Here is a 12,364-nt window from a genome sequence, read left to right on the forward strand (position 1 = left end):
TGGGAGTCCAAGTCTGCCGGTTGTTTCAGAGGGTGCATAGGACATGCCAGCAATCAATGATGGATTGTCCGGAATACTTAGGCCGATAGACATTGCCCGGATTCAGCGGTTTGATATAGCCGCTTTCCCTGTATTTCCGGAGTGTCTTGTAGCTTATGCCCAGCTCGGCGCATACACGTTTGACGGAATAGACCCCGTTCGGGTCGCATGTAGGTTTCATTTCTCTCATAAGCATTAAATTGTTAGATTGACTATTCCCAATAGCGGAAGCATCAAGGCTGGTAGTTGTTCGAACTGTCCTGATTCAGCATACCGTTCGTTTTCATGTAGCTGATGTAGCTTTTGGCTGTCCTTTCCTTGATGTCCATCGCCTGCATCAGTTCGGTTACGAGTTCAGTGTACGTGATTTTCTTCCGGCTTCGGAAGATTTCTTTTATGATGCCCTGCAACTCTTCTTTTTTCCGTTTCTCCTTGTCTTCGGCCGGCTTTTCACCGGCAGATACGTGCATGTCCTTCTGTTTGTCCCATGTGAAAAGCAGCATGGGTACATCCAACGGACTGCCGTCACGGACTTTGATTGCCTTGACTACGGAATAGGCAGGATTCTCATCCTTCTCAATAGAGAGGATGGCTGCCGCTTTTCTCTGCAGCTCCGAGCCGATGTGCCCGCGCAGTTTTATTCCGTTGGGCACAAAATGCAGCACACAGATGATGCAGGTTTTGTAGATTCCGGCCAGGCGGTACACTTCATCCACAATGGCAATGCTTTCCGCTTCATCATTGGCCGAACGGATAAGGTCTGCAATGCCATCCAGTACAACGAGGTGGATTCCTCCGTGCCGGTGGTAATACAAATCCATGCTGTCACGGATCATGCTGATACGCTCTTTTCTTGACATAGGGGCCAGATAGAACGTATGGTAAAAATCCGGTGGTGCAGGTAATCCGATACGTTTGATTGTCTTGCTCAGATTCTTGAATAACTGAAACTCAGACTGCTCGGTATCATAGTGCAACACGGCCTTATCAGAGTAGTTTGGTGAAACTTCAAAGCCAAGCGTATCGATGTTTTGTGTGTCGTCAGCAAGTGTACCTGCAATCAGGGCTGATACGAAATTGCTTTTTCCGGTACCTTCACCACCTGTTATACATAGAAGGTTGTCGTAGGTACCAAGCGGTACCCCGTTGACGGAAACCACTGTTTTGGAAGATTCGGGAGGATTGTTGTAGTCCATTTCGCAAGATTTTAAAAGCATCATAGTTTGTGAGTAAAGCTTCTCCAGCATGGAGGTAATCAGTACCTGAAAGTCCGCTGCACTTTTTCCGGAAGCAAAGTAATCGGAAATATCCTTGTCTCCCTTTGCTCCGGATATAGGCAGTTCCATTCTGAGTACATGAAACGAGGACAATTCATCCATGCGTCTAGCAGATTCTTTCCGGCCTGTATCGTCCATATCGTACAGAAAGACAATATGACGGAACTTACGGTCAAACATCTCAATCAGTGAAGTGGGTATGGCGGCCGTTTCACTGTTGAAACAAACGGCATTGAATCCTTTGGAGGCAAGTGACATTACATCCTTTTCTCCTCCGGTGATAAAAACCATGTCCCCCTTGTTGGGTAGCTGTTCCAGACCGAAACAGTACACCTCAGGCATCTCTCCTCCATAAAAGAACCGCATATTCTGATTTCGAGGCCGGTATACCTTGGTAAATCCCATGCCCATGTAAGCAAACATGGGTTCTGTTGCAGATGAACTGATTTTATAAATTTTATCGGAACGGTTGTAGCCTTCAAATGACTTTAAGGAATGTACATTGTATCTTTCCAAAGTATCCGGCTTGATTCCATATTGCTGCCAGTATGCAAGTTCAGCAACTGAAAAGGGTTTAACCTCTGTATGGTAATCCTTCCTTATTGGATTGTCATTGTCATTCATAATGATACGTTTTTCTACTGCCTTTTTACGAGCAGGCATATCGTTGCTTCCTGTGTGGACTATGGTGATGTTCAGGTCCGATACAATACGGTTGATGATAGCGACAAAGTCTCTTTTCACGTCCAATCCGTAAAGCATGCCGACGAACCAGAAGCAGTCTCCCGAATATTCGTTATTTCCGAAATCCTTCATCTTGAACACTTGGGCATGCCGGTCATAATAGATATTGCATGAAGCAATCCGGTCTTCGTAGAGCGGATTCCTGAAATTTTTTCCGGGTCTCACCGGAAAGTTGATGTAATGTTTGAACACGGCAAGCCCGCGGCCTGTACGTTCCAGTATATCTTCCTTGTCTATCATTTGGTTTCAGTTGTGCATTTGTTCAGAAGAATCCCGTCTTTATAATCAGACAGTCGTTTGAGTGCTTCCTCCTTCGCCATACCCGGAATCTTTATGCGGAAACACTTTATTGCCATGAACAGGGAACTGTATGAAAAACGTACGCCACCGGTTTCGGTATATCTGAAACTGATGGAACCTCCTTTCCGCCATCTGTACAGCGTAGATTCTGAGATACAGAAGATGGTCATCAGATCCTTGGTGCTTATTTCCAAGGCATCGTCTATATCACGATACAACTCTGTTGTACGCTCCACGTAGCTTTCAATCCGGTTGAGCTGTTCAACCAGTTTCTGAAAAGCAATGCTGTCTATCGTTATCACTTCCATACTATTTGTTCTTTAGGTTCTTGATTTGCAGATTGTCTTTTCCCAATATGTCAAGGTATTCTTTCAGCTGTTGCGGGCTGGAAACGTTGATATTGAGGTTGATCCGGCAGTCTTCTTTACTGCGTCTTTCCTCTGGGGAAAGTAAATCGTACCAATTCATGTCCAAAGCCTTGCAAATGTTGTTGATTACATCAAATCTTGCCTTGGTTTTACCGGTCTCAATCTTTGAAATTACAGAGGCACTAATGCCCACTAAACCAGCTACATACTCTTGTGAAAAACCTTTCAATTCACGTTGCTTTCTTAGCATTGTTCCTATATTTTCCATAAATATAAAGTTAGTAGCTTCTAAGCGGCAATTATCTTTCCCAAACAAGCAAATTCTTGTCTCTTGGGCACAAAATATTTCCGTAGAAGCAAGTTCAACAAAAAATTCAGGGAAATAATATAAGAGACATAAAATCAACAGGAACAGTAGTGAATTGGCGTCAAAAAGTGCCATTAGCATCACTATAGGAGCTAATGGCACTAATTTACCTTCAACTATTTCCGAATAGGAGATAGTCAATAGGTAAGGCCTGTATAAACTATATTTTGAAAAGCATAAATGTCTCAAGAAAGCCTTTTCACAAACATCTACATGATTTCTTCGGCAAAGCCTTCCGAATAATACAGATATTGTATGGTTTCAAATGATTCGCCATAACCGGGAAATGACTGATATAAGTTTTTGGTAGTAAGATGTTGTTTGTGAATGTAGTCATTGGTGCAATGCCACACACAGTCTCCGTTAGTGCAAGGTGCAAGCCTATATATATAAATAGGCTCGCACCTTGCACTAAAAAGTGTAGCAGTGGAGTGGCTGAAAATATTTATTATAAAGCATTTGGCAATGTGTTCGTTTTTTAGTATCTTTGAACCGTGATAAAATGATGGCATAGGCATTCAAAAGGGTTTCAAAAAGCCTTCAGAAATGTGCTACAATTTTGCTACATTTGTTCTTTACCTTGATGTTATAACGCTGATATACAGAGAGAATAGGCTGACAAGTTCAGAAACCTGTCTCTCCGCCACTTGCAAAGATGCGAATCACATTTGTGGTTCGCATCTTTTGTTTGTGATTATTAGCAATGTATTAAATATAACGTGACTGTAGGAACTGAATATGATAAATATATATCCAGTCTTTCATAATAAAAAGCAATATCTAGATCTGCTGCTTCTTGCTGATGAGCAAGAGTACATGATTGATCGCTATCTTGAACGCGGGGATATGTTTGTATTGTCTGATAACAATGAGGTTAAAGCTTCATGCGTTATAACAGAAGAAGGCGCAGGTGTCTACGAAATTAAAAACATTGCAGTCTATCCACAGTTCCAGCGTCAGGGCTATGGAAAGAAGTTGATATCCTTTCTTCTTGAACATTATAAAGCTCAATGTCATACAATGCTTGTCGGAACAGGAGACTCTCCTATAACCATATCCTTCTACAAGAATTGCGGATTTGTGTATTCACATCGGATACCCAATTTTTTCATTGATAATTATGATCATCCGATTTTTGAAGATGGTAAACAATTAAAAGATATGATTTACTTAAAAATCAGTAAAAGTAGATAGTTGTATTTTATATAAAAGTTAGGCTAGTCAGAAAGTGGATATAATGATTATATTGTATGCAACTAATTCGGCACTAGCCGTACTTTCAAAATTATGTACTTTTACAGTTATAACCAATCGTTTTTGCATCATTATTTTTTAAACAGGCTCTATAATAACACCCATATCTTTTTCTATATCACGTATCAATTTAGTCAATGGACGACAATGAACATTCTTATCGTCAGAATACGTTCCAAACACAAAACGATGGAGTGCATCTTTACTATAAAGTTCGGGAAAATTCTTTATAAATAAATTCTTATATGTGTCATCATACGCTTTGCACCGCCAAATCGTCTCCTCTGCCACATCCTTTACCGCTGCATAGGTTGAATCTATCATAAAATCTTTTTCATGAGTTTTTGCCAATTGACAGTTCCTTAAATTATGTACATCAGACGGAATCAAGTGGATATTGATATATTGGAGATTAAATCTACGTTTCCTTAAATATAAATGAGGTTTTGCTAACAAATGAAATGGATGCAATTTATTAGAGTCAGTGGTATATAATCCAAAATCAGCGGTAGCAGTATTTTTGCCGTGATTACATGTTGGGCAACTAGGCTGCAAATTATAGAATGTTGTACATAAATAAGGATACTTTGACTTGGGGAAACGATGATCTAACTCATACAATCCCTTACTATGGTCAATGGTAAGAGCATACTGCATATTACAATATACGCAAGTTCTAATTCCCATAGCCTCAATGATGGGAACCATTATTGGACGAACTATCTTCTCATAGTGCATCGCATCAACTATCAACTCCCAGAATTTTTTCTTCTTTGGGCCTGGTCTTTTTCCACCAACTTGTTTATGATAAACAAGTTCTTTATCGAGTTTTACATGCTGAAATGAAACTCCTTCATATTTGTTTATATAGTCTTGAAAATGTTCAGGTTGAAGAACTAACAAGTTCTTTGTCTTGTCTACTGCATTGTCATAATCTTTAGCAATTTCTTCTACATATTCCTTATATTCATCGAGAACATTAGGAGAAAGGCGGTTATATACATTGTAAGTATCAAGCTTTACTTTTATGTTCCGCAACTTAGTCGGCACATCAAGTTGACATCCACGAAAAGCTTGCTCATACATTTGTGCATATTTCAGGATGTCATCGTCAATCAATATTCTGTCCATGATTAAATAGTGTCTCCTTATATGTTAGTAACGCTGTGAGCTGCTGCTTGAGGAACTTGTCTCCTATCAAGGCTATCTCCTGTTTTAGCTCCGCAATATTTCGATTAATCTTCTTTTTCCCATAGGATTCTATGTCTGCTAGTAACTTTTGCATTCTATCCAAAGCATAATCACCCATGAAGGTTTTATCCAAAAAGAAACTCTGGTGTAAAATGTCGTTTACGTTTGCGGCATAGGGATTAACAGATACATTATCATTCACACATTGTCCATTCTTCAGATACAGTATGTTTTGTTGCGGTATATCACTCAGGATAAAGGGTGAATGCGTCGCAATAATAATGCAAATAGAGCAATACTTGTTAAAACGGAACTTTGCAAGCATATCCCGCAAACGACTGATAAATTGTCTTTGGTACTCCGGATGAAAACAAATCTCCACTTCATCAAGCACAAGCATCATATTGCGGTAACGAACTCTGCGAGAATCTTGCACACTCATCAAGTTAATTATATGATATATAAAGGTGCCACAGGTATAAAGCAACTGTCGTTCTCCACTACTCATACGACTTAAACTTATAGTAGCCTCATCATCTTTCTTCAGTTTTATGTCAATACTAAAAAACGCTGGAGGTAGTATTTTTGTTAACTCGCGTAGGTTTGAGGGAGACTTCTTTATTAGACCATATACTTCCAATTTCTTTTGGTAATAATCAAAAGTAAAAGTGCTATTAAACTTTCGTTCAAACCCAGCGTCACACTTAATCAAATTGATAAAATTCTCTGCCTGTCGGAACTTTATTGTGATATGAGACTTGTCTTTCTTAATTGCAGCAACAAGACTACGAATCTGTTTGGAATAGTACTCTCCTCCTTGAAAATAGGATTCAAGATTACCGAAATCTTCATACTTATAGTAGGAAGGATATTTGGATGCAATAGAAAGCACTTTATAAACCATGTAGAGAGCAGCATCCCTAATGATGTTCTTTGTAAAGTCCAACTCATCTAATCCTAATTCACACAGAAGTAAATAAGCAATACTATCTCGATGGTCCTTATGCCATGATGCCACATCAGAAAATTCCATCCATTCTGAGTCATGACGGACCTTACCTAAATAGAGTTTTTTGAACTTTATTTCTACAGCCCAAGGGTCATAGGTGTAATCTACAGAAGCCAATTTATAATCGTCAATTACTTGAATACCTTTTTTCTTTGCCTGAATAAATATCGTAGAGAGCCGATACTGAGAAAGTCGATATTCCTTGTACGTGTCAATAACTCCCTCATCTCGGTAAGGATTCAAAACGATAGGACTAAGATATCCATCATTTTTATGGAAAATACTACGAATCCATACATCACCTTCTTCACGCTCAACTACTACTTTGCTAACCTGTTTCTTTCCACCTTTGCTCTGTTCCAACTTAGGGACGAACTCCTTGTAAGTCTTTTCATCAGAATAGTCCTGATCATTATATGACTGCATAGAGTAGTTCGTTACGATGGTGTAAAAGAATCGTCGTGAGACCTCTGCCATCCTGCGGAGTGGCGTAAGAATTGCAGCCTCTTCAACCACTTCGTTATGAATATCAAGTTCTTGAGTCAGAACTTTATAAGGTCCTTGGCTATTCAAGACCTCAAATTGTAGGTGCTGTTCGTAGCTATCATAGTGAAAATGCATAACATCACCATCTGCCACCAAGGTTCCGATGTGATCATCGAGCAGATAATAGAGAGTAGCATGCAATCCTTTTACATAAAAGAGTTTTTCAGCAGAAGAGTTCCGGTACATACCTAGCTCCAACATGAATGTAAAATTGTTGATGATGCGATAAAGTAATTCCAGGATTGAAGACTTACCACTACCATTTTGCCCTACGACTGCTTGTATATTAATATTTGGACCATAGAAATCATTAGGAACCTGACATTTAGGATTAAGTGCAATCTCTCCTTCTTGTGTCTGACACAAACGGTCATTGAAGAAATACAATCCACCTCGAAGGCATTTTTTCTGCGCACAATCATCCATTATTTTGAGTGCACATATAGAGAAGTCTTTTGCCTCGGGAACAGAACCACCATTGTGTTTCAAACGTTCAGTCTTCATATACTCATTATGATAACGAGACACTGTTGTAGATATTGGTTGTAGCATAAACTAAGTTACTTTATACCCGTTGGCGGAATTAAATTAATGCATATTTAACTATACCAACAAGTCTCTCATTTTTGTTGCACAAAATTACTAAAAAAATAAAGTCAAGCCAAAAATACCTTACTTTATTTCATTGAATTCAATTACAGCCCATTATTTTCGTTATTAAACGAGAACGAAAGTTGTTGCATCTGCCCGAAACTGTCAATATTATATATGTCTATCGTTTGCAGGTCGGTAGATGCCGATGTGTAGTAGATCCGGAACGTTTCTTTCTCCAGCGGGTACAGGTCATTGGGTAGGAACATTGTACCGTTATCCATTTCCTGTTTTTCTTTGCTGTAAGCCAAAAAATAGCGTATCAGGTAGTTTGTAGGCTGGCAGTTGCCCGTTTCAATAGCCATTTGCAAATAAAGATGTGGAAAGGACGGATGACAAAGAAATATATTTTGCCTAAAGAATTATGATATTTTACAAATGTCGTTATTCTAATGAGTTGAGAGTTTTTCTGTGTATTGGGGGCATCGCATTGCAACAATACATGAAAGTCTAAATGTTTGTCAGATTTTCCAAAGATTAGTTTATCTTCGTCCTCTTCTTTTATTAACTCTGTGAATCCGCCACTTCTTTTAATGCCAAAAGGTTTTACTATTTGGTCGCGCAGCTTGAGTAAATATTGTATAGGTTTAGGGTGGTGAACAAACATTAGGTTAAATAATTCTTTAGCATTTATCCAATGAGAATTTTTTACTATTGCCGTATAAGAGTCAGTATAATCAGCTTCCATTATCGTTTTAATTTGTGAGTTTCAGACTTGTTCTTTTACTTCAATTTTAATTTTGCAATTCTGCTCTCCTTGCAGAATCGAGCCGCAAAGCGTTACAGAGAAGGTTTTGTTGTTCCATAATGTATGTAGAACATAAAGGATGCTTTGCCTTGAACATTCGCAAAGCAAAGGTGTTGAGACATAACCTTTTTTGTGAAGCGCACAAGTACATTCTGTGAAATACAAATAGTAGGCTGCACTTTTCTCAATTGTTTCACATTTTACTCCCGGCAATTTGTCTGCATTATGAAAGAAAAGGTATATCGCCACTTGCGCTGTCATATAGATCTTTATAAACTTGCAGTGTACCACATTTAACACAGTTGCTTCCGCATTCTGCAAAAAAGGCCTTTCGCTGTTCAGTTGATAGCCTGGCTAATCCTTTTTCAAATCCTTTAAACCAATCTGACAATTCCATGATGATAACGTAAGTAAGTATACAAAGGTACGAAAATGAAATAATAAATGGATAAGTTGATAGAAGTATTTTTATATTGTCCGTTTTAATATAAAATTTATCTCTTGATTAACCTTTGAACTTGCATATTCTATTCCTTTAGTCTTTTCTGAGTCGCAAAGCTGTTATTCACAATCGCAAAAATATCTTACTTTCTTGCATCTTTTTGCCTTTCCCTTATCAAATTTCGCATTAAACTTATAACTTTGGGGAGAGTTAATGTTTGATGCTTATGATACAGAAATTCTTGCAGAGATATAGAGAGGCGTTTGGTGATGGCGTTCCGTTGCCTGTGGCCTTTGGATATAGCGATACGCCTGTTGAGGAGATAAGGAAAATACCGCGCTGCATGATTGGGGCGATACGCAATGTGTGCGACGGTCAGGCGCTGACGTTGAGCGTTGACAATGTGCTGTGCGGCGGCGGAAGTCTGTATACACGATTTGCACCGATGCAGGAACGCATACCGCGCTTTGTTTCGGAACAGGAACACTACAAGCAGACGCCCGAACAGGTTAAGGAATATGTGAACCGTCTGGGCATCAGTCTGACTGAAAAGCCGTATCTCAACTTTGTGCGTATGGATAAGCTCGCTTCATTAGATGACGCAGAAGGCATACTGTTCTTTGCCACGCCCGATGTGCTTTCAGGCTTGTGCAGCTGGGCTTTCTACGACAATGATGCCGACGATGCCGTATGCACACGCTTTGCTTCAGGTTGCTGCAGCATAGTGACATTTGCCGTAAACGAGAACAGGAAACAGGGGCGCAGCTGCTTTATCGGAATGTTAGACCCGTCAGCCCGTCCGCTTGTTCCTGCCAACGAACTGACATTTGTTATTCCGATGCACCGCTTTAATGAAATGATGCAGACGATGGAGCAATCGGCGCTATTCCAGAAAGCATACTCGATAGTAAGAAAACGTATTAACGGGGAGATTGGGAAATGAGACAAGAGCTTATACACACCTGTCCGGAACTTGTCGACTATATCAACGAGATAGGTTTTCTGCCTTTGCTCCGCATGGGCATTGCCGGCTGGTCGGCAGAAGATGCGGTGGACGAAGAATGTCAGTACACGCGCCTGCCTGACGGAGGATGGGAATGGCCTTTGTGGGAATGGAAAGGCTCTGTGCTGCGTGAAAGCCGTTGCGCCTATGGCAAGTTCTTCAAGCGTAAAGCTGCTTTCGTAAGCAGTGAGTGGTGGCCTGACTTCTGCAATTATCGCCGCAGCCTTTATCCGTATCCCGAAGAGGGTAGCGTAGAGGAGGCCGTTCTCGTAACACTGAAAAGCGAAGGGAGCCTTATCACACGCGAACTGCGCGCTGCATGCGGATTTACGGGGCCGAAGATGCGCAGCCGTTTCGATGCATATTTGACACGACTGGAAATGGGCTGCTATATTGTAACAGAAGACTTTATCTATCCGCGCGACAGACATGGGCGTGAATACGGCTGGGGATGGTCGCTGCTGACAACGCCCGAAAGTCTGTTTGGACGAGAAGCATGTAGCCCTGACCGCACGCCACAAGAATCATACGATAAGCTGCTTGAACATTTCAGAAAAATATTGCCGGATATGCCAGAAAAGACTTATAACAGTCTGCTCGGGATAAAGTCATGACATCTGCCGAATGTGCCTGCCGGGGCTGTATGTTCTCCGCCGCTTATCCTGCTTATGTTGCCAGGCGGCGTCATGTATCAGCTAAAAGTGAACAAAACGCAGTCATGATTTTGTCTGTAGCGTAAATTATTGTACATTTGCATTGCGCATGCACGAAACATGCTACTGACGACAAAAAATATGAGAACACAAGTGTTGATGGCGAAAGATGCATTCATCAGGCTGCATGCACATGCTTAGATGTATGGCGGCTTCATACAGTTGAGCGGTAATGACCGTGATTAAATGCCTTTGATGCCAACAAGGCCGACCGTCGCCCTGCACGACCTTCGGACAGATATATGCTTAAACATTGTAACTAATATGAAAACCGAAAAACAACATCTTTTGAAGAAAGACGGGATAAGCTATGTTGTTCCGTTCATACTGATTACGTCATGTTTTGCCCTGTGGGGCTTTGCCAACGACATAACAAACCCGATGGTAAAGGCCTTTTCAAAGATATTCAGGATGAGCGTTACTGACGGCGCCCTGGTTCAGGTAGCCTTCTATGGCGGCTATTTTGCCATGGCATTTCCCGCTGCAATCTTCATACGCAAATATTCTTATAAGGCAGGTGTTCTTTTAGGTCTGCTGCTTTATGCCGTAGGTGCGTTTATGTTCTTCCCGGCCAAGTACACAGGCTGCTATTATTCGTTCCTGCTGGCCTACTTCATACTTACCTGCGGCCTGTCGTTCCTTGAGACGAGCTGCAACCCTTACATCTTGTCGATGGGCACAGAGGAGACGGCTACAAGGCGCCTTAACCTTGCCCAGTCGTTCAATCCCATCGGGTCGCTGCTGGGCATGTATGTAGCAATGAACTTCATTCAGTCGCGCCTCAATCCGCTTGACTCCGATGCGCGCGAGCAGCTCAGCGAGGCCGAGTATGCCGTGGTGAGAGACTCCGACCTGAGCATTCTCATACAGCCTTACGTGATAATAGGCGTGGTGATTCTCTTTATGGTATTTCTGCTGATGATTGTGCGCATGCCGAAAAACGCAGAGAAGCAGGACGGCAACTTCATGTCTACCATCAGGCACATATTCCGCCTGCCTCATTATCGTGAGGGAGTGATAGCCCAGTTCTTTTATGTCGGTGCGCAGATTATGTGCTGGACGTTTATCATACAGTATGGTACTCATCTGCTCATGCAGACAGGTATGTCGGAGAAAGACGCCGAGGTGATGTCGCAGCATTACAACATCATAGCCATGGTAATCTTCTGCTGCAGCCGCTTCATCTGCACGTTCTTCCTTAAGTTCTTCAATGCCGGCGCCATGCTTGCCACGTTGGCCGTGGTGGCTGTATTTCTGCTTATAGGAGTGATATTTATGCAGAACATCTATGGCCTTTACTGTCTTGTAGGCGTTTCTGCCTGCATGTCACTGATGTTCCCCACGATCTACGGAATAGCCTTGTATGGATTGGGCGAGTCGGCCAAGTTTGGTGCCGCCGGACTTATCATGGCCATACTTGGCGGAAGCGTACTGCCTCCGTTGCAGGCTCTTATCATCGATCAGGGATATGTTATGGGGCTGCCGGCCGTCAACGTGTCGTTTGTGCTGCCGCTAATCTGTTTCCTTGTGATAATATGGTATGGTGTGCGCTCTTATTCGCGCATCGCTTCGCGTTCGTAAAAGGGAGCAAAATAATTCGCAATTAACAACTAAAAATTAAAAGTGAAAAACGCCTGACGGAAATGAAAAATTAAAAGTGAAGAGTGAAAAATCCAATAGCAAACGTAGTGCTTACAAGTAGAAACCACAAT

At 41.4% G+C, this 12,364-nt stretch carries 11 protein-coding genes and 2 pseudogenes; 4 read left to right on the plus strand and 9 right to left on the minus strand.

The features are described 5' to 3' along the window. Positions 1-25: 25 nt before the first annotated feature. From EJL04_RS02240 to EJL04_RS02255, 4 genes are read right to left on the minus strand one after another with little or no spacing between them, the layout of a single operon-like run. Positions 26-229 carry a helix-turn-helix domain-containing protein gene (locus tag EJL04_RS02240; protein ID WP_070613127.1) on the minus strand — a complete coding sequence of 68 codons (204 nt, stop codon included), beginning with the start codon at positions 227-229 and terminating at the stop codon, positions 26-28. 43 nt (positions 230-272) lie between these two features. Continuing rightward, positions 273-2,300, minus strand: a complete 2,028-nt coding sequence (locus EJL04_RS02245) for a bifunctional DNA primase/helicase (RefSeq protein ID WP_071122430.1) — start codon at positions 2,298-2,300, stop codon at positions 273-275. After that, on the minus strand, positions 2,297-2,668 hold the full coding sequence (locus tag EJL04_RS02250; protein WP_070613087.1) for a DNA-binding protein: 372 nt from the start codon (positions 2,666-2,668) through the stop codon (positions 2,297-2,299). Before EJL04_RS02250 ends, EJL04_RS02245 begins: the two co-directional genes overlap by 4 nt. A gap of 1 nt (position 2,669) precedes the next feature. Continuing rightward, positions 2,670-3,170: a helix-turn-helix domain-containing protein gene (locus EJL04_RS02255; RefSeq protein ID WP_164511712.1), complete on the minus strand. Its 501-nt coding sequence runs from the start codon at positions 3,168-3,170 to the stop codon at positions 2,670-2,672. Positions 3,171-3,833: 663 nt separating this feature from the next. On the opposite strand from EJL04_RS02255, the gene EJL04_RS02260 reads away from it, so the two are divergent. Beyond that, positions 3,834-4,289 (plus strand): GNAT family N-acetyltransferase, encoded by a 456-nt coding sequence (locus tag EJL04_RS02260; protein WP_125103937.1) that lies wholly within the window; start codon positions 3,834-3,836, stop codon positions 4,287-4,289. 138 nt (positions 4,290-4,427) lie between these two features. On the opposite strand, the gene EJL04_RS02265 is transcribed toward EJL04_RS02260, so the two are convergent. From EJL04_RS02265 to EJL04_RS16545, 5 genes and pseudogenes are all read right to left on the minus strand, one after another. Then, positions 4,428-5,480: an HNH endonuclease gene (locus tag EJL04_RS02265; RefSeq protein WP_125103938.1), complete on the minus strand. Its 1,053-nt coding sequence runs from the start codon at positions 5,478-5,480 to the stop codon at positions 4,428-4,430. After that, on the minus strand, positions 5,461-7,599 hold the full coding sequence (locus tag EJL04_RS02270) for an AAA family ATPase (RefSeq protein ID WP_164511713.1): 2,139 nt from the start codon (positions 7,597-7,599) through the stop codon (positions 5,461-5,463). The genes EJL04_RS02265 and EJL04_RS02270 overlap by 20 nt, the downstream gene beginning before the upstream one ends. Positions 7,600-7,790: 191 nt before the next feature. Further along, positions 7,791-8,036: pseudogene (locus tag EJL04_RS02275) on the minus strand (TraQ conjugal transfer family protein); the annotation flags it as partial. Continuing rightward, complete coding sequence (locus EJL04_RS02280; protein WP_241209929.1) at positions 8,009-8,434, minus strand: DUF2867 domain-containing protein; 426 nt, start codon at positions 8,432-8,434, stop codon at positions 8,009-8,011. The pseudogene EJL04_RS02275 and the gene EJL04_RS02280, both read right to left, overlap by 28 nt. Before the next feature lie 21 nt (positions 8,435-8,455). Continuing rightward, positions 8,456-8,891, minus strand: a pseudogene (locus tag EJL04_RS16545) (hypothetical protein). Positions 8,892-9,162: 271 nt separating this feature from the next. Here EJL04_RS16545 and EJL04_RS02290 point away from each other — a divergent pair. The 3 genes from EJL04_RS02290 (at position 9,163) to fucP (ending at position 12,233) form a co-directional block, all read left to right on the plus strand. After that, positions 9,163-9,879 carry a DUF169 domain-containing protein gene (locus tag EJL04_RS02290; RefSeq protein ID WP_125103942.1) on the plus strand — a complete coding sequence of 239 codons (717 nt, stop codon included), beginning with the start codon at positions 9,163-9,165 and terminating at the stop codon, positions 9,877-9,879. Beyond that, entirely contained in the window at positions 9,876-10,553 is a 678-nt protein-coding gene (locus EJL04_RS02295) for an AlkZ-related protein (RefSeq protein ID WP_125103943.1), read from the plus strand. The genes EJL04_RS02290 and EJL04_RS02295 overlap by 4 nt, the downstream gene beginning before the upstream one ends. 363 nt (positions 10,554-10,916) lie before the next feature. Continuing rightward, a complete protein-coding gene (fucP, locus tag EJL04_RS02300) occupies positions 10,917-12,233 on the plus strand; it encodes an L-fucose:H+ symporter permease (RefSeq protein ID WP_125103944.1) in 1,317 nt (438 codons plus the stop codon). The last annotated feature ends 131 nt before the right edge of the window (positions 12,234-12,364 follow it).

The organism is Prevotella marseillensis, assembly GCF_900625065.1.
In the GTDB taxonomy this organism is placed as follows: domain Bacteria; phylum Bacteroidota; class Bacteroidia; order Bacteroidales; family Bacteroidaceae; genus Prevotella; species Prevotella rara.